18 protein-coding genes, 1 pseudogene and 1 riboswitch are annotated in these 18,911 nt (G+C 41.3%); of the genes and pseudogenes, 1 reads left to right on the top strand and 18 read right to left on the bottom strand.

What is annotated here, in order from left to right; all coding sequences use genetic code 11:
• Positions 1 to 5 precede the first annotated feature (5 nt).
• The 13 genes and pseudogenes from LC040_09950 to LC040_10010 form a co-directional block, all read right to left on the bottom strand.
• Entirely contained in the window at positions 6 to 1,199 is a 1,194-nt protein-coding gene (locus LC040_09950; GenBank protein ID WLR49640.1) for a bifunctional 3,4-dihydroxy-2-butanone-4-phosphate synthase/GTP cyclohydrolase II, read from the bottom strand.
• A gap of 13 nt (positions 1,200 to 1,212) precedes the next feature.
• A complete protein-coding gene (gene ribE / locus LC040_09955) occupies positions 1,213 to 1,869 on the bottom strand; it encodes a riboflavin synthase (protein ID WLR49641.1) in 657 nt (218 codons plus the stop codon).
• A gap of 2 nt (positions 1,870 to 1,871) precedes the next feature.
• The gene (gene ribD / locus LC040_09960; GenBank protein ID WLR49642.1) at positions 1,872 to 2,960 is read right to left on the bottom strand and encodes a bifunctional diaminohydroxyphosphoribosylaminopyrimidine deaminase/5-amino-6-(5-phosphoribosylamino)uracil reductase RibD; all 1,089 of its coding nucleotides are present in this window, start codon (positions 2,958 to 2,960) and stop codon (positions 1,872 to 1,874) included.
• Positions 2,961 to 3,197: 237 nt separating this feature from the next.
• Positions 3,198 to 3,347, bottom strand: a riboswitch (FMN riboswitch).
• Positions 3,348 to 3,650: 303 nt separating this feature from the next.
• A complete protein-coding gene (locus tag LC040_09965; GenBank protein WLR49643.1) occupies positions 3,651 to 4,085 on the bottom strand; it encodes a peptidylprolyl isomerase in 435 nt (144 codons plus the stop codon).
• A gap of 74 nt (positions 4,086 to 4,159) precedes the next feature.
• Complete coding sequence (lysA, locus tag LC040_09970) at positions 4,160 to 5,461, bottom strand: diaminopimelate decarboxylase (protein ID WLR49644.1); 1,302 nt, start codon at positions 5,459 to 5,461, stop codon at positions 4,160 to 4,162.
• 168 nt (positions 5,462 to 5,629) lie between these two features.
• Positions 5,630 to 7,141, bottom strand: a complete 1,512-nt coding sequence (locus LC040_09975) for a spore germination protein (GenBank protein WLR49645.1) — start codon at positions 7,139 to 7,141, stop codon at positions 5,630 to 5,632.
• Positions 7,142 to 7,158: 17 nt separating this feature from the next.
• Positions 7,159 to 8,178, bottom strand: a complete 1,020-nt coding sequence (gene spoVAD, locus LC040_09980; protein ID WLR49646.1) for a stage V sporulation protein AD — start codon at positions 8,176 to 8,178, stop codon at positions 7,159 to 7,161.
• 34 nt (positions 8,179 to 8,212) lie between these two features.
• The gene (locus tag LC040_09985; protein ID WLR53251.1) at positions 8,213 to 8,611 is read right to left on the bottom strand and encodes a stage V sporulation protein AB; all 399 of its coding nucleotides are present in this window, start codon (positions 8,609 to 8,611) and stop codon (positions 8,213 to 8,215) included.
• Between the two features lie 13 nt (positions 8,612 to 8,624).
• The gene (locus LC040_09990) at positions 8,625 to 9,245 is read right to left on the bottom strand and encodes a stage V sporulation protein AA (protein ID WLR49647.1); all 621 of its coding nucleotides are present in this window, start codon (positions 9,243 to 9,245) and stop codon (positions 8,625 to 8,627) included.
• 717 nt (positions 9,246 to 9,962) lie between these two features.
• Positions 9,963 to 10,718: an RNA polymerase sporulation sigma factor SigF gene (sigF, locus tag LC040_09995; protein ID WLR49648.1), complete on the bottom strand. Its 756-nt coding sequence runs from the start codon at positions 10,716 to 10,718 to the stop codon at positions 9,963 to 9,965.
• A gap of 12 nt (positions 10,719 to 10,730) precedes the next feature.
• Complete coding sequence (gene spoIIAB / locus LC040_10000; GenBank protein WLR49649.1) at positions 10,731 to 11,171, bottom strand: anti-sigma F factor; 441 nt, start codon at positions 11,169 to 11,171, stop codon at positions 10,731 to 10,733.
• A gap of 4 nt (positions 11,172 to 11,175) precedes the next feature.
• Positions 11,176 to 11,527, bottom strand: a pseudogene (gene spoIIAA / locus LC040_10005) (anti-sigma F factor antagonist).
• Positions 11,528 to 11,650: 123 nt separating this feature from the next.
• Positions 11,651 to 12,778, bottom strand: coding sequence for a D-alanyl-D-alanine carboxypeptidase family protein (locus LC040_10010; protein ID WLR53252.1), 1,128 nt, complete (start codon positions 12,776 to 12,778; stop codon positions 11,651 to 11,653).
• A gap of 172 nt (positions 12,779 to 12,950) precedes the next feature.
• On the opposite strand from LC040_10010, the gene LC040_10015 reads away from it, so the two are divergent.
• Positions 12,951 to 13,628, top strand: a complete 678-nt coding sequence (locus LC040_10015; protein WLR49650.1) for a class I SAM-dependent methyltransferase — start codon at positions 12,951 to 12,953, stop codon at positions 13,626 to 13,628.
• Between the two features lie 31 nt (positions 13,629 to 13,659).
• On the opposite strand, the gene LC040_10020 is transcribed toward LC040_10015, so the two are convergent.
• From LC040_10020 to xerD, 5 genes are all read right to left on the bottom strand, one after another.
• Positions 13,660 to 14,964 carry a pyrimidine-nucleoside phosphorylase gene (locus LC040_10020; protein ID WLR49651.1) on the bottom strand — a complete coding sequence of 435 codons (1,305 nt, stop codon included), beginning with the start codon at positions 14,962 to 14,964 and terminating at the stop codon, positions 13,660 to 13,662.
• A gap of 19 nt (positions 14,965 to 14,983) precedes the next feature.
• On the bottom strand, positions 14,984 to 15,811 hold the full coding sequence (locus tag LC040_10025; protein WLR49652.1) for a purine-nucleoside phosphorylase: 828 nt from the start codon (positions 15,809 to 15,811) through the stop codon (positions 14,984 to 14,986).
• Positions 15,812 to 15,823: 12 nt separating this feature from the next.
• Positions 15,824 to 16,639 carry a purine-nucleoside phosphorylase gene (locus LC040_10030; protein ID WLR49653.1) on the bottom strand — a complete coding sequence of 272 codons (816 nt, stop codon included), beginning with the start codon at positions 16,637 to 16,639 and terminating at the stop codon, positions 15,824 to 15,826.
• Between the two features lie 18 nt (positions 16,640 to 16,657).
• Positions 16,658 to 17,803, bottom strand: a complete 1,146-nt coding sequence (gene deoB, locus LC040_10035) for a phosphopentomutase (protein WLR53253.1) — start codon at positions 17,801 to 17,803, stop codon at positions 16,658 to 16,660.
• A 203-nt stretch (positions 17,804 to 18,006) separates the two neighbouring features.
• The gene (gene xerD / locus LC040_10040; protein ID WLR53254.1) at positions 18,007 to 18,897 is read right to left on the bottom strand and encodes a site-specific tyrosine recombinase XerD; all 891 of its coding nucleotides are present in this window, start codon (positions 18,895 to 18,897) and stop codon (positions 18,007 to 18,009) included.
• Positions 18,898 to 18,911: the final 14 nt, after the last annotated feature.

Below are 18,911 nucleotides of genomic sequence, written 5' to 3' on the forward strand. Positions count from 1 at the left end.
AACCGTTAAAAATGAAGCATATGCCCCAATTTTTCATACTTTGTCTTTAAATAGCTTTCATTTTCTTTCCGACTCGGCATCTGAAGTGCTACTCTATCCACTACTTCAAGTCCGTAGCCTTTTAATCCTGTAATTTTTCGTGGATTGTTTGTTAGAAGTTTCATCCTCGTAACACCTAAATCACGAAGAATTTGCGCTCCGATCCCATAATCGCGCAAGTCTGGCTTGAAGCCTAGCTTTTCATTTGCTTCTACTGTATCATAACCCTGCTCTTGCAATTTGTAAGCTTTCATTTTGTTTAACAACCCAATGCCTCTTCCTTCTTGACGCATATATAACAAAATCCCGCTTCCAGCATGGTCAATTTGGGCAAGAGCTGTATGAAGTTGTGGTCCACAATCACAACGGTAGGAACCGAAAACATCTCCTGTCAAACATTCGGAGTGCACACGGACCAATGTCGGTTCATCAGGAAGAATTTCACCTTTTATAAGTGCAACATGTTCTTTATCGTCAATTTCATTTGAGTAGCCGATCGCTTTGAAATCTCCAAACGCAGTTGGTAGTTTGATTTCTACTTCACGTTGAACAAGCTTTTCCTTCTTGCTTTTATATTTAATTAAATCTTTAATCGTAATCATCTTCAAATCAAATTGATCAGCGATTTTCCGAAGCTGAGGCACGCGCGCCATTGTACCATCTTCATTCATAATTTCACAAATAACACCAGAAGGCTTTGCGCCACACAGCCTTGCTAAATCAACAGCTGCTTCTGTATGTCCAGCACGTCGTAACACCCCTCCATCTTTCGCTACAAGTGGAAAGATATGACCCGGACGCTTAAAGTCAGAGGGCTTTGAATCTTCATTGGCTAGTTCAAGAACTGTTTGCGCGCGTTCAAATGCTGAAATGCCTGTTGTTGTCGTTTTATAATCAACGCTGACTGTAAAGGCTGTACCATGTGGGTCAGTGTTATGATCAACCATTGGCGCTAACTCCAGTCGTCGAGCATCTTTTTCAGTCATCGGTGTACAAATAAGCCCCCGGCCATGTGTTGCCATAAAGTTAATTGTTTCAGGTGTAACCTTTTCAGAAAGTGCAACAAAATCACCTTCATTCTCTCGGTCCTCATCATCACATACAATGACAACCTTCCCTTGCATTAACTCATAGATCGCTTGTTCAATCGGGTCGAACATATCGAACACTCCTTTATGATTTAAATCCGTGCTCCTCTAAAAAAGCTTCTGATAAAGATGAGCGCTGTTTCGTATCAGAGAAACGCTGGGTAATAAATTTTTCAATATATTTTGCCAGCATGTCACATTCAATATTAACAATGTCACCAGCACCTTTATTGCCTAAGATCGTTTCTTGAAGGGTATGTGGTATAAGGGAGATCGTGAAGCTCTGTTCGCTAACCCCAAAAACCGTTAAGCTTGTACCATCAATTGCTACAGAGCCTTTTAGCACGATATAACGAAGCAGCTCCTCTGAAGCTTCGATTTCATAATAGACAGCATTCGCTTCCGGTCTTTTTGAACGGATCGTGCCGACCCCGTCCACATGGCCTGAAACAAAGTGGCCACCGAAACGTCCTCCTGCTGCCATGGCCCGTTCTAGGTTGATCTCAGATCCTTCCTGCAATGTCTTCAAGCTTGTTGCTTTCACCGTTTCAGGCATTACATCAACAGTGAATTGAGAATGATCAAACGTTGTGACTGTAAGGCACACACCGTTTACTGCAATACTGTCTCCAAGCTTCACATCTTTGAGAATTTCACTTGCCTCAATGGTCACTTCAATCGAATCTTTTGACTTTGTCATACGTTTAATTTTCCCTTTTTCTTCGATAATACCAGTAAACATCCTTATGCCTCCTTTAACACCGCCACTATTTTCAAATCTTCCCCAACTTGCTCGACAGTTTGAAAAGTTAGTTCTGGTGCATCTTGTAAATTCGCTATCCCTTCACCAAGAAAAGCAGCAGGTGCACCTAACCCTCCAATCAGCTTTGGAGCAATATAGAAGACAACTTGCTGAAAGGCTCCTGCTTTTAAGAAGCTGCCATGGACAGTGGCACCGCCTTCCACAAATAAAGAAGTAATTCCTTCCTCTCCTAACAGCACTAAGACGTCCTCGATTTCAATTTGCTCTTGTGATAGCTCCAACACTTTCACACCATGCTGCGTCAGTTTCTGAACTTTTTCTTTCGGTGGATGTGCTGCTGTTATTACCCAGGTTGGAACTGTCTTATCTTGAATGAGCCCTGCATTTAAAGGAATACGCAATGCATGGTCAAGCACAATACGAATAGGACTTTTTCCTCCATATTCCAACCTTGTCGTTAAGCTAGGGTTATCTTTAATAACTGTTTCAACACCAACTAAAATACCGTCATGCTGATGACGATAGCGGTGAACATCTTCTCTAGCTTCTTTACCGGTAATCCACTTACTCTCACCGCTTACAGTTGCTGTCTTTCCATCAAGACTAACAGCCGTTTTTAAAGTGACATAAGGCGTTTTTGTTTGAATATAGTGAAAGAATTTACGGTTTAAGTCACTTGCTTGCTTTTCTTGTACGCCTGTTGTTACTTCGACACCTGCACGTTCGAGCTTAGCAATTCCACTGCCGGCAACTTTCGGGTTTGGATCGGTTGACGCAATAACAGCCCGGCGGATTCCACTTTCCACTACAAGGTCTGCACAAGGAGGAGTCTTTCCGTAATGACTGCAAGGCTCTAACGTAACATAAATCGTTGCACCTTTTGCTTCATCTCCTGCCATTTTTAACGCATGAACTTCCGCATGTGCTTCCCCTGCTTTTAAATGTGCTCCCATTCCTACAATGCGATGGTTCTTCACAACTACTGCTCCGACCACCGGATTTGGGCTTGTCTGCCCTTGCGTTTGCTCCGCAAGCTGAATTGCTAACTGCATATATTGTTCATCCGTCATAGCTTTCCCTCCAAACCATCATCTGTCATTCTCAAGCTATAAAATAAAAAAAAGCCCCTTGGTTCAATCCCAAGGAGCAAATATGTAAGTTGGAAACATTGTGATCGTACATCAAATAACCCTTTGAATAACGCCTAAATACAACTTATTGTATTTTAGCGTTTTAAAAAGTAAAAGGGTAAGTCATTTACTGTTCACTAAAGTAAGCATGCCACTATTAAGACACACTTTACCTTCTGTTTCCTTCTCCCATCCAGACTTTCACTGTCGGTCCCGGATTTGCACCAGGTCCACCGGCTGTAATGATTTACAGCACGGGTCACGGACTTTGAAACAACCTGTTTCATCACCGCCGGTCGGGATTTCCACCCTGCCCCGAAGGAATTTCTTAATCTTATTCAGTTGTCAAACTTTCGTTACTTTGGTTGTAAAACAAATGTAAAAAAGAAAATAACGCCCCACGCAATACAGAAGAGCGCTAATATTGCAAGCAGCACCCAACGATTCAAAGCTTTCACCCTCATCCCATTAATAGGTTCAAAATTATTATACACAAAACATTGCCATCTTGAAAGAAAACAATCTGCTCATTGAAAGAACAAATGCTCAAAAACGCCCGAGTGCTTAGGCGCTAAACCTAGATGATAATAAAAAAGGCCTCTGCCTACAGCAGAAAGCCTACAATGATTCTTATTCTTCCCAAACCTTTACTTCTTGCATAACATCGCCTTGCTGAATGCGAAGCACTGTATCCATACCTTCAGTAACTTGCCCAAATACAGTATGACGACCATCTAGATGTGGCTGTGCTTCATGTACGATGAAGAATTGGCTTCCGCCAGTATCCTTACCTGCATGTGCCATTGATAATGAACCAGGTACATGCTTATGCGGGTTGCCTTCTGTTTCACACTTAATTGTATAGCCTGGACCACCTGTTCCATTACCGATTGGGCAGCCGCCTTGCGCTACGAACCCAGGAATAACACGATGGAATGTTAAACCGTTATAGTAGCCTTCATTAATTAATTTTTCGAAGTTTTCAACTGTTCCAGGCGCTTCGTTCGGATATAATTCAAATACGATTTTTTCGCCATTTTCAAATGAGATTTGACCTTTTTTCACAATAACTTCCCCTTTCATAATCAAACGTCCTTACCTATTCTACAACGTTCAAGGTAAAAAAGAAAATATTTCTTCTATAAAGACAGATCGTAACGAACGAGGTCTTCATAGTTTTCACGGCGAATAACAAGCTTTGCATCTCCATTTTCAACAAACACGACTGCAGGACGCGGGATACGGTTATAATTGTTAGCCATTGAATAACCGTAGGCACCTGTACAGAAAACAGCTAGCAGATCATTACTTTTTACAACAGGAAGGTCGACATCCCAAATTAACATATCGCCAGACTCACAGCACTTTCCTGCAATCGAAACTGTCTCTTCTGGTGCTTCATTTGCACGATTTGCAAGCATCGCTTCGTACTTCGCTTGATAAAGAGCTGGTCGCAGATTATCACTCATACCGCCATTTACTGCTACATACTTTCTAACATTCGGAATTTGCTTAGTCGAACCAACATGATAAATCGTTGTACCCGCATCCCCTACAATCGAACGACCTGGTTCAATCCAAATTTCAGGTACTTCTAAATGAAATTGCTCAGCTTTCGCTTTAACTGCACGAATAATCTCTTCAATATATTGATTTGGCTCTAACGGGTCATCCTCTTCTGTATAGCGAATCCCAAAGCCACCGCCTAGGTTCATTACTTTCGGAACATAATCAAACTGTTCACGCCAGCGGTACATCGCTTCAAAGATCTTTTCCGCTGCCATAACAAAGCCCGTAGATTCAAAGATTTGCGATCCAATATGACAATGTACACCAAGCAATTCAATATACTCTGAATCTTTCACATTCTCAATCGCTTGCTCAACCTGACCGCTTCCAAGATCAAAGCCAAACTTCGAATCTTCATGTCCTGTTAAAATATAGTCATGGGTATGTGCTTCAATTCCAGGTGTAATTCGTAAAAGAACAGGAATACGTACCCCCGTTTCTTTACTTACTTCTTCTAACAGGGCAAACTCATAAAAATTATCGGTGACAAAGCAGCCAATGCCTGCTTCAACACCCATTCTTATTTCATCTAAGCTTTTATTATTACCGTGGAAATGAATTTTTTCAGGCGGAAAGCCAGCTTGTAAAGCCGTGTATAGCTCTCCTGCAGAAACGACATCTAAGCTTAAGCCTTCCTCCCGAACTAATTGAATCATTGCTTTACACGAGAAAGCTTTACTTGCATAAGCTACCTGCGCGGTAATACCGTGTTTTTCAAATGTTTCCTTAAATGAACGCATACGTCCACGCATCAACTCTACATCGTAAGCAATTAACGGTGTTTGAAATTCCTTAGCTAATTGTAGGCTATCAACACCACCGATCTCTAAATGTCCTGCATCATTTACTCGACTCGTTCCATGTAACTTCATGTCATTCCCCTCATTCTCTCCAGACTGTACAAGACAGCGTTTCTATCGTGAAAAGAAAGACAGTCAAAAGAACTGTCTTTCAGAAATTTCGCACACTGCTTTATTAAAAACACTTTATCACACAAACGTGTACCTTTCAATAAAGAGAAAACTTCCGCTATTAGAAAGTTATGTCGGTTGTTTTGTCGGCTGTTTACGAGGGGGTTTTGTCGGTTGTTTCTTGGAATTACGCGGATGAACGATGCTTGGACGTGTTTTCGACAATGGTACGGACACACGGATTAATATTTGCATGAAAGCCTTTGGATTGAATGGAACAAATGGCCAAAGATATGGTGTATTTAAAGAACGGATTTGAGTTAACAGAATAAATACAACTGTTGCGGCAATTGCAAAGCCAGGTACGCCAAATGTTACGACTGACAGTAATAGAAGAACCCTGACGAGCTTATTAGCAATACTTAATTCATAACTTGGAGTAGCAAATGAACCGATTGCGGCCACTGAAACATATAAAATAACTTCAGGTACAAACAAGCCAACATCGATCGCAATTTGTCCGATTAACACTGCTGCAATTAACCCCATAGCTGTTGAAAGCGGAGTCGGCGTATGAATGGCAGCCATCCTCAACAAATCTAAACCAATATCTGCAATTAATAATTGACCAATCATTGGAATATTCGAATCTTCATTAGGACCAATAAACTCTAGTGCTTTCGGAAGCAACTGAGGCTCCATTACGAATAAAAACCAAAGCGGCGTCAAGAAAAGAGAAGCAATCATTCCAAGAAAACGTACCCATCGCAAAAAAGCTCCTGTGGCAGGTGTTTGGCGATATTCCTCTGCATGCTGAACATGATGAAAAAATGTGGTCGGTGTAATAATGACACTTGGTGATGTATCAACCATTACAATCACATGGCCTTCAAGCAAATGGGTAGAGGCCACATCTGGACGCTCTGTATACCGAACAAGTGGATATGGGTTGAAGTTCTGTTTCACGAGAAATTCTTCAACTGTTTTGTCTGCCATTGGAATCCCGTCAATTTGAATTTCAGATAGCTCTTTCTTAATCAGCTTAATTAATTGCGGGTCAGCAACATCTTGAAGATAAGCGACACAAATATCTGTTTTTGACCGTTCACCAACCTGCATCATTTCAAGTCGCAGTCGTTCGTCACGAATGCGTCGACGCGTTAAAGCTGTATTTTCGATTATATTTTCGGTATAACCATCACGTGAACCACGGACAACTTTTTCTGTGTCAGGCTCTTGAGGTGTTCTGCCTGGATAACTACGTACATCAACGATAAATCCTTGTGCTTCATCCTCAATTAAAATGATAAGCAGACCAGAAAGAAGCTGGTCAACAATCTCATCCATTGTTTTGGCTGGTTGAACTTGCTGATGAATCAGCCGATTATTAATAAGTTCCCGCGCGTTAATTGTAGGTTTTTCATTATCATTTATTTCAACAAGTTCCCTTAATATTTCAATAATAAAGGCAGTTTCACATAGACCATTTAAATAATACACATGCATCCATTTATTTAAGATTTTATATTTTCGAACACCTAGGTCAAAGCTTGTTCCAAGACCAACATGTTCTTTAAGATAAGCTTCATTATTAGGTAAGTGTGAAGAAATCGGTGTTTTCTCTTTTTCTTTCTGCTGCACTTCCTTCACCCCTTTCCTTATTTTTCTGACTGCTCAACATGCTCAAAGACAACCCCATGGGCAATGGTTGGAATCGTTTCCTTCTGATTCAATATAGTCGGGCTTAAAAGTGCTCCTGTAGCTACAACAAACACTCTTTTCAAATTCCCTTTGCTTATTTCATCTAATAGATATCCATATGTGACGACAGCTGAACACGCACAGCCACTCCCGCCGGCAAATACACCTTGATCGCTGTAGTAAACCATTAAGCCACAATCATTGTGAACCTTTGATAAGTCATAACCTTCTTTTTGAAGCAGCTGAACAAGCAGAGGACTTCCTACTGCTGATAAGTCACCGGTCGCAATTAAGTCATAATCCTGTGGCGAGCGAGCCATATCTTTAAAATGCCTTGAAATTGTATCCGCTGCCGCAGGCGCCATTGCACTTCCCATATCAAATGGATCATTTAACCCGTAATCAATCACTTTTCCAATCGTTGCAGCTGTAATCTTGACATTTCCTTGCTTCTTCCCGATAAGCACTGCACCAGAACCAGAAACAGTGAATGTTGCTGTATCCGGCTTTTGACTTCCATATTCTGTAGGATAACGAAATTGCTTTTCTGCTGAGGCATTGTGACTGCTAGCAGCGGCAATTGCACGATTTGCAAAGCCGCCATCAATTAACGCTGCTGCAACCGCAAGTGTTTCCATCGAAGTGGAGCATGCGCCAAACATACACAATAGCGGAATCCCAATATCCCTTGCTGCATAATTTGTCGTTACATTTTGATTCATTAGATCTCCAGCTAAGAACAAATCAACATCGTCTGCTGTATATTGCGATTTCGTGATACATGTTTGGACAGCATCATTGAGAAGACGGCGCTCAGCCATTTCCCAACTTGACTCCCCACAGTCAAGCTTGTCGTATTTCATATCATAATACTTTCCAAGCGGACCACGCGCTTCTTTTGGCCCTACTGCCGTACCGGTCCCTTCTACATAAATCGGTTGTTGAAATTGCCATGTTTGTTTGCCAATCAGCCTCATTTTTGATTACCTTCCTTTACACTGTGAAATCCTATTAAAAATCGACAAAATAAATCCAATGGAACAACGAACCAAGCACTTTACCGAACACAATAGCCATCAGAAGCATAATAATTTTTTCATCCACGCCAATTCGTTTTGCTAAAATTGGAAAAACATTTAACACTTCTGTCAATGCAGCCGCTAACATACCGATAAACATCCCGCATGCAAGTCCAATTGGCACTAATAATAGTGGTGAGTAATGTAACGTAATCCCTTGAAGACCTAGCCAACTAGATGTAACAGCACCACTAATAACACTCCATTCATAAGGGCGAATAAATTTCATTGTTTTCGTTAATTGGGTGAGCCTTGGAATAATCCCAAGCACTGCAAGAAATGCAACAAAACCTGAGCCTACCGCTAATCCACCAGCAAGACCGATAAACATGAGAAAAAGAACCTCAATTGTCGTCAATTCTGTTCATACTTTCTTTGTTTTCGTGAATCACAATATATTGGTCTAAATCTTGCTGATACTTAAACATCTCAACTTCCAGCGGGCTCGGCTCTTCATTAAAACGCTTTTTAAATAAATGATTAAAAAATAACACCATGCCAATACCGAGTCCTAAGGAATAGGGGATTTGTAATAGCAATGGTTTCTCAACCTCTTCACCGGTTATCATCTTATATAACTTTTGCTGTACAGCTTGCATACTTACATCTTCATGAAAATTCATGATTGCAAGCCCCGCTCCAAAAAACAAAAGCAGCCATACAGCAACAAATGAAAGAACACTCCATTGTTTGCGTGGATAACGAATTTCAACAATTGTTTGATTCGGTCCGATTGTTTGAACTTCTAACTGTTCATCAACGTGACGAATTAAATCAATCACCCTCATCATTTCAATGACAAGAATGTTTTTATCTTTAGAAGAGATTTGATGAACAACAATACCTCGAAGCTTTTCGACAACATCAGGAGAAGCAGAGATTTTTGCAAGATCACCCAACCTCAAAACATCTTTTTGCTTCGCAATAACACGCTGATATAACCTGAGATAACAAACCTTTGCCACCCTTGTCACCTCAATTCCAATAACGAATAAAATTTAGCTCCATCTTTATGTATAGTATGAGGAATACCTATGTCACTCATTCCAAAACACCCAAAACAAAAAATGGGAATATCGAAAAGCGGAGAAAGGCGGTCAGGCTGTCCGATTGCTGGAGCCTTTACACAGAGAAAGCTGCCTTTTGCTTTCGACGTGGAAAGGTGAAGCAACTCGCGCAGCCTGCCTTTCGCAGCTAGACATCTAGATAAGCGGAGGTGGCTTGAACAGGGGCGACAAGCATAAGGCAGAATGTGGAGGGGACTGCTCTTTGTCCCCGCAACAGCCTGACTTATGACCTCGAGCCCCTAGCCACCGGAGCTGGACATCAAAGGAACGCTGGCTAAGAACGTCACGTCCTGTGACAACGCCTGCACTAGCACATCCTGTGCGTCGAAAGCGGAGGTGGCTTGAACAGGGGCGACAAGCATAAGGCAGGATGCGGAGAGGATCGCCCTTTGTCCTCGCAGCAGGCTGCCTTATGACCTCGAGCCCCTAGCCGCAGCAGCTGGACATGAAAGGAACGCTGGCTAAGAGCGTCACGTCCTGTGACAACGCCTGCACTAGCACATCCTGTGCGTCGAAGGCGGTCAGGATGTCCGATTGCTGAAGCCTTTACATAGATAAATGACTTATTCACTCTCTAAAAACGTAAAAAAGACAGGCAATCTGCCCGTCTTTTTCTTATGTTTCTTCATGATGAATTTGCTGTTTCATATAATGCAAAATTTTCTTTTCAAGCCTGGACACTTGTACTTGTGAAATACCGAGACGCTCGGCTACCTCTGATTGGGTCTTATCTTTGTAATAACGCATATAAACAATTAGGCGCTCCCGTTCATCAAGTGAGCGGATTGCTTCTTCTAAAGCAATTTTATCAAACCATTTGCTGTCTTCATCGGCAATTTGGTCAAGAAGTGTAATCGGATCTCCATCATTTTCATAAACCGTTTCATGAATTGAAGACGGTGCACGACTTGCCTCTTGTGCCATCACAACATCTTCAATTGAAATCTCTAATGCTTCAGCAATTTCGGTTATTGTTGGTGCTCTGCCTAGAATCTTTGAAAGCTCGTCTTTTTTTCTGCGAATTTTGTTGCCTGTTTCTTTCAGCGAACGGCTCACTTTCACAGTCCCGTCATCTCGAATAAATCGTTGAATTTCCCCAATAATCATCGGCACGGCATAGGTTGAAAATTTCACATCATAGCTTAAATCAAACTTATCAACAGACTTCAATAAACCAATACAGCCAATTTGAAACAAATCATCTGCTTCATAGCCTCGGTTCAAAAACCGTTGCACAACAGACCAAACAAGACGCATATTTCGTTCCACAATTAAATCACGAGCTGCTTGGTCCCCACTTTGGCTGCGTTTAATAAGTGCCTTCACCACGTCATCCTGCAAATGCGGTTCTTTCTTGACTTCCACGTCCATAGGCAGAACTCCTTAATTGCATAACGCTTTACTTTTGGATAGGTGCTTAGTTAAACGAATTGTTGTTCCCGCGCCAGCATCTGTTTCAATTTCAACTTCATCCATAAAATTCTCCATAATCGTAAATCCCATTCCTGAGCGTTCCAGCTCTGGTTTCGTCGTAAATAACGGCTGTCTAGCCTCATCAATATTTTCAATTCCCAACCCATCATCATGAATCGTTAAATAAACAGTTCCTTCATTCAAAGTGACTGAAATATAAACAATTCCTTCTGGGTTATTATCGTAACCGTGGATAATCGCATTTGTAACTGCTTCTGAAACGACCGTTTTAATCTCTGTTAGCTCATCCATCGTCGGGTCTAACTGGGCAATGAACGATGCCACTGTTACCCGTGCAAATGACTCGTTCTGACTGAGGGCAGAGAATTGTAAGTTCATTTCATTTCTCACTCACTTACGCCACCCCCAATGACTGAAGTGCATACTCTTCATCCTCGACAAACTGGATAATCTTATAGATCCCTGACATTTCAAATAAACGATGAACAGCAGGGGAGATCGAACAAATCATCATCCTGCCACCTTGGTTTTGAATTTGTTTGTAACGCCCAAGAATCACGCCTAAGCCTGAGCTATCCATAAAAGTTAACGACTCCATATTCAAAATCATATGCTGAATATTTTGCTTATCAAGTACTGCATGAATCTTTTCCCTTAGCTGCTCCGACGTGTGATGATCTAACTCCCCCTTGCAAACGCACTAACAACACATCGTTTTTCGTTTCAAGTTCAATCGCAAGACTCACGTTTGATCCTCCTCGCATTTTGGATATGTGAATCTTTCTCCTTTTCATTCGCACAATCCTTCCACATGACAAAACTAGTGAAAAGCTTTCGAATTACGGCAATGAACTTGGTAAAACGACAATTTAGTTCGCTTTCGCAAATGAACCGAGCACACGTTTAAATAATTGCCACCATGATGCTGCCTCAACATCTGCAGCTGCCACAAGCGGACTTTCTACTAACGTTTTCCCATCTTTCATATATGTCAGTGTGCCAACTTTGTCGCCTTTTTTCACAGGAGCAAGCAAATTCTCTGGCAAATCAACATTTTTTTGAATTTTGTCAATCTGTTCGCCTTTTTTCGTCAATAAGGAAATATTTTCAGATGTGACGATATCAACTGTTTTCTCACTGCCTTTACTAAGGTTAATTGTTCCAACCACGTCACCACGTTTATGCATCGGATGTGATTCATATTGCATAAATGCAAAATCAAGCATATTTGTAATTTGGCGATTACGTTCTTTTGGCGTTGGTGCTCCCATTACAACCGCGATAACACGCATATCCTTTTTCTTCGCTGTAGCTGTTAAACAGTATTTCGCTTCATTAGTAAACCCTGTCTTTAATCCATCAACGCCAGGATAAAATTTAACAAGACGGTTTGTATTTACAAGCCAAAATTGCTTTTCAGTTCCTTGACGTAAATAATCTTCATACTTACCTGTGAATTCTGTAATTCCTTCGTACTTTAACAATTCCTTCGCCATCAAAGCCATATCTGCAGCTGTACTATAGTGATCATTAGCAGGGAGACCTGTTGGATTTTGAAAATGCGTATTCTTAAGACCTAATTCTTTTGCCTTTTCATTCATTCTCTCGACAAATGCATCAACCGAACCTTCAACTCTTTCTGCCATTGCAACTGATGCATCATTACCAGAGGCGATTGCGATTCCCTTCAGCATCTCTTGGACTGTCATTTCCTCTCCTTCTTCAAGGAAGATTTGAGAGCCGCCCATTGATGAAGCCAATGCACTCGTCCGAACCTTTTCATCCATTTTTAATTTTCCTTGATCAATCGCCTCCATGATAAGAATCATTGTCATGATCTTAGTCATACTTGCAGGCGGAAGTTTCTCATTGCTGTTCTTTTCGTATAGAACCGCTCCACTGTCACGCTCGATCAAAATCGCAGACTTAGCCTGGTCGACCAGCTCGATTTTCGTTTCTTTCGCAGCAGTCGGTTGAACACTGAACGATAAAAACATTAACACAGCAAGCATCGTTGAAACGAAACGCACTGTTGTCATCTCCCTCCAATCGTGATACAAGACATTTTTTCCATTAAATATAAAAATATACAATACGAAACATATCTTTTTTCGCTTTTTCATGGTATGATTGCACATAAAATTCTGAAAATTAAGGAGGGAAATCCAGTTGAGTCAAATTGCCACTTCCTTCAATGCTCATGCCAAACAATATGATGCTGAACGCAGAAAATTAATCCCTTGCTACGATGAGTTTTATGGTACGGCTGCCCAGCTTGTTGATTTTGAAATGAAAAAACCGCAAATTCTAGATTTAGGAGCAGGCACAGGGCTTCTTTCGTCAATGTTGTTAGAAAAATATCCAGATGGTGAGTTTACGTTAGTTGATCTTTCAGAGGAAATGCTACAAGTTGCGAAGAAGCGCTTTACTGAAAAGAGCAATGTTACATACGTAACAGCGGATTATACCAATTATCCGTTTGAAGGACCATATGATGCTGTAGTATCCTCGCTTTCTATTCATCACCTTTCAGCCCAACAAAAAGAAAAGCTATATCAAACGATTAACAAATTATTAAAGCCTGGTGGAATATTTGTGAATGCTGATCAAGCACTAGGTGAAACAGCTGAACTTGATGCGCTTTACAAACAAAATTGGAAGACACGAATCGAAGCAACTGATTTAACAGCAGAACAATTACAAAAAGCATATGAACGAACAAAGCTTGATAAAATGTCAACGCTTTCCGAACAGCTTGGCTGGTTAAAGAAAGCTGACTTTAAGGATGTTGATTGTGTGTTTAAGTCCTACAGCTTTATCGTCCTATATGGCAAAAAGAAAAGCTGAAAAAGGTTGAATGCCTTTTTCAGCTTTTCTTTTATTCTGTGATAACATCGTAAACGAGTGCTGGTGCGTTTACTTTACTTGGAGATAGTGTGAAGCTCTTATCCAGCTTTTCAAGCGCTTCCGCTACATCTTCTGTATTAGCGTAAAGCGTAGCAAGTGACTCACCTTTCTTCACTTCATCACCAATTTTTTTACGCAAGACAACTCCGACAGCTAAGTCGATTTGAGATTCTTTCGTTGCTCGTCCTGCGCCGAGAATCATAGCAGCATTTCCGACTTCATCTGCCACAATTTCTGATACATAGCCATCCTCTTTCGCTTCAAGCTCAAATGTGTATTTTGCTTGTGGGAGTCGCTCTGGATGATCCACCACTTCGGCATTTCCGCCTTGTGCTGATAGGAATGTTTTAAATGTTTCTAATGCTTTTCCAGATGTGATTGCTTCTTCAAGCTGTTTCCGAGCATCTTCTAAGCTGTCAGCCTTTTCAGCTAGATGAACCATATGACTTCCAAGAGTCAAACATAATTCTTGTAAATCCTTCGGTCCTTTTCCTTGAAGCGTATCAATCGCTTCCTTCACTTCAAGAGCATTCCCAACTGCAAAACCTAACGGCTGGCTCATATCTGAAATGACAGCCATCGTTTTCCGGCCTACGTTGTTTCCGATTTGCACCATTGCCTTTGCCAAAGCTTTTGAATCTTCAAGCTGCTTCATGAAAGCCCCTGCACCTGTTTTCACATCCAACACGATTGCATCTGCTCCGGCCGCAATTTTTTTACTCATAATTGAACTTGCAATTAACGGAATCGAATTAACTGTGGCTGTGACATCACGGAGTCCGTACAGTTTCTTATCAGCCGGTGTTAAGTTCCCACTTTGTCCGATAACAGCCACTTTATTTTTATTAACGAGTTCAATAAATTCATTATTGTCAATTTCGACGTGGAAGCCATCGACAGATTCGAGCTTGTCAATCGTACCTCCTGTATGACCAAGACCACGGCCAGACATTTTTGCAACGGGAACGCCGACTGATGCCACAAGAGGTGCTAACACCAACGTCGTTGTATCTCCAACACCGCCGGTTGAATGCTTATCTACTTTAATTCCGTCAATAGCAGACAAATCAATTTTATCACCAGAATCAACCATCGCCATCGTTAATTCCGCACGTTCTTCCTGTGTCATATCTTGAAAGAAAACCGCCATTGCTAATGCACTCATTTGGTAATCAGGGATCTCATCATTTGTGTAGCCTTCAATCATGAAGCGGATTTCTTCTTTTGTTAATTCTTTGCCATCTCGCTTTTTCTGTATAAGGTCAACCATTCGCATGTTGAAACACCTCTCCCTTTTAAACTTGTGCTGCTGCGACGATTTCTTTAACAAGCTTGATGAACTTTGGACGGGTACGGTTTGCTGTTTCTACTACTTGCTCATGTGTTAACGGTTCTAGGTCTTCCCCAATAGCCATATCTGTTACGCAAGAAATTCCAAGGACATTCATTTGCATGTGGCTTGCAACGATAACCTCAGGTACTGTTGACATTCCGACTGCATCACCGCCAAGATTACGAAGCATGATTAACTCTGCTGGCGTCATATATGTTGGTCCTGTAATACCTGCATAGACACCTTCTTGAACTTTAATCCCAACCTTCGAAGCTGTTTCTTTTGCAAGCTTTACAAGTTCAGGAGTGTAAGCACGACTCATATCTGGAAAACGTGGACCTAACTCTGCTTCGTTCGGCCCAATTAATGGATTAGCACCTGTCATGTTCAAATGATCATTAATAATCATTAAATCGCCAGGCTCAAAGCTTTCGTTCATACCTCCGCACGCATTTGTTACAACAAGCATATCAACGCCAAGGCCTTTCATCACACGGACAGGGAATGTAACTTCTTGCATCGAATAGCCTTCATAATAATGGAAACGACCTTGCATGGCGATAACAGGCTGTCCATGCAGCTTTCCTACTACAAGTTTCCCTTCATGCCCTTCTACTGTTGATTCTGGGAAATGCGGAATGCTTGTGTAATCAATTTTAACGGCCTCTTCCACTTCATCTGCTAATACGCCAAGCCCTGAACCAAGAATAAGACCAATTTTCGGCTCTACTTTTATTTCGCCTTGAATATAATCAACTGCTTCTTTCATTTTCGCTGTTAAATTTTCCATTTTTCCACCCCATTAGTTCATTTCGTTTACAATTTCTTTAACAAATGCTAAGAAACTAGCACGAACTCGTTCAGTTGTTTCAATTACTTCATCATGTGTAAGTGGTTGATCTAAGATACCTGCTGCCATATTGGAAATACAAGATATTCCGAGAACTTCCATGCCAGAGTGGCGAGCTATAATGACTTCAGGTACTGTTGACATCCCCACTGCGTCACCACCGATTTTGCGAATCATTCGTACTTCTGCAGGTGTTTCGTATACAGGACCGCTATTGGCAACATAGACGCCTTCTTGAATCGTTAAGCTTAACTTCTTTGCAACACCTTTCGCTAGCTGACGAAGCTGCTTTGAATAGCTTTCGGACATATCAGGAAAACGCACGCCAAGCTCATTGTTATTCGGCCCGATAAGTGGATTGCCATTCATATTATTAATGTGATCGGAAATCAGCATTAAATCACCAGCTGAGAAGCTCTCATTTACGCCACCAGCAGCATTTGTAACGATTAATTTTTCAACACCTAATTCCCTCATAACACGGACAGGAAAAGTAACCTTCGCCATCTCATAGCCTTCATAATAATGAAAACGGCCTTTCATTGCGATCACACTTTTCCCTTGTAATTTCCCAACTACAAGCTGACCAGCGTGACCTTCAACTGTTGAGACAGGGAAATTCGGAATGTTGCGGTAATCAATCGTTTCTGGGTTTTCAATCTCATCAGCAAGAACGCCAAGACCAGATCCAAGAATTAAGCCAATTTTCGGTTCTACAGAAATGTGTTTGTTAATATAATCTGCTGCTTCTTTAATCATCTCAAGCATCCGTATTCGCTCCTGTCATTAGTGAATTTCTTTCAAAAAGCTTGCGCCGTGCTTTGGCATCTTAATACCAAAATTATCTGCTACTGTTGCACCGATATCTGCGAAAGTATTTCGTACTGGTAGTTCTTTTCCTTCTGAAATTCCTTTATGATACACAATTAACGGAACGTATTCACGTGTATGATCTGTACCATGATGAACAGGGTCATTTCCGTGATCAGCCGTAATGATCAGTAAATCTTCTTCTCCCATTGCCTCAAGTACTTCAGGCAAACGAGCATCGTACGCTTCGAGTGCTTCCCCGTACCCTTGTGGATCACGACGATGCCCATATTTCGCATCAAAATCAACAAGGTTCAAGAAACTCATACCTGTAAAATCCTTGCCTAATGATGCATTTAATTTATCCATTCCATCCATATTGGAAGTCGTGCGGACGGCTTCTGTTACGCCTTCCCCATCATAAATATCAGAGATTTTGCCTAGTGCAATGACATCGAGACCAGCATCTTTCATTTCATTCATCACTGTGCGGCCAAATGGTTTTAAGGCGTAATCATGGCGGTTTGACGTTCTTTCAAATGCACCCGGCTTTCCAACAAATGGGCGGGCAATAACACGACCTACCATATACTTTTCATCAAGTGTAAGCTGTCGAGCAATCTCACAAATATTATAGAGCTCTTCAAGTGGTACAACTTCTTCATGAGCGGCAATTTGCAACACCGAATCAGCTGAAGTATAGACGATTAGTGCCCCAGTTTTGATATGCTCTTCGCCAAGCTCAACAAGAATTTCGGTACCAGAAGCAGGCTTATTCCCAATAATCTTTCGGCCTGTCCGTTCCTCAAGCTCGTTGATTAATTCAGCTGGAAAGCCATCAGGGAATGTACGAAAAGGCTGCTCAATGTTTAAGCCCATAATCTCCCAATGGCCTGTCATTGTATCTTTTCCGTTCGATGCTTCTTGCATTTTTGTATAATGAGCAAGTGGTTTGTCTGCTGGTTCAATTCCTTTAATATGGCGAATATTGCTCAGACCAAGGTTCCCCATATTTGGCATTGTTAGTCCGTTCATATGCTCAGCAATATGGCCGAGTGTATCTGATCCTTGATCATTAAAAGCCGCTGCATCAGGTGCTTCACCGATACCGACTGAATCCATAACAACTAAAAAAATCCGTTTAAATTTCACGTTCTTTCCCTCCAGTCAATTTCCACCATGAAAATTTACTATTTTTAGCTATACCCTGAATAAAACCCTTTCACACATCTAGTATAATACAGATGTAAGAGGTCTGACATCTTTAATTTCAAATTTTCTATGAAAACATTTTCCGCACGTTAAAACTCTAGCAAACTTGCATTTTAAGCGCGTGGATGAAATGATTTGTAGATATCTTTTAAGCGTGTTTTCGTTACATGAGTATAGATTTGGGTTGTTGAAATATCTGCATGACCAAGCATTTCTTGAACCGCTCTAAGGTCTGCCCCATTTTCAAGTAAATGAGTCGCAAATGAATGACGCAATGTATGCGGGGTTAGTTCCTTTTCAATCCCTGCTTCACGGGTAAGCTTCTTTAAAATTTTCCAAAAACCTTGTCGTGTCAACCGACGGCCATGATTATTCAAAAACAAAGCATCATTTTGTTCTCGCTTTAATAAGTTCGAACGACCGCGTTGCAAATATGTATCAAGAGCCTTGGAAGCCATCCGACCTACTGGAATAATCCGCTCCTTGCTTCCTTTTCCTAAACAGCGAACGAACCCCATTGTTAAATGAACGTCCCCAATATCTAAAGAAACTAGCTCACTAACGCGCATGCCTGTTGCGTAAAGCAGTTCAATCATCGCCTGATCACGCAATGCAAAAGGAGTTGTCCCTTTAGGAGCTGATAAAAGCGCTTCCACTTCATTAGAAGAGAGCACCTTTGGCAGCTTTCGTTCTGCCTGAGGTGTATCAAGATGTATGGACGGGTCGTTTTCTGTTCGTTTTTCCCGTAATAAAAATTGATGAAAAGCTCGAATAGAAGCAAGGTTTCGTGCAAGCGTCGAACTAGCCCGTCCTTTTTCCTTCTGATGACCGAGGAACTGGACAATATGTAATCGCTTTACATCATTGAAGGAAACGAGGCATTCGACTTTCGTTAAATACATCATGTATTGTTTCAAATCACGTTCATAAGCAGTTGATGTATTTTTTGATAAACCACGCTCTACTATTAAATAATGAATAAAGTCCTTCACTTCATATTCCATATCCACCTTGAAGC

This window comes from Bacillus tianshenii, assembly GCA_020524525.2.
Taxonomy (GTDB): Bacteria; Bacillota; Bacilli; order Bacillales; family Bacillaceae_N; genus Bacillus_AV.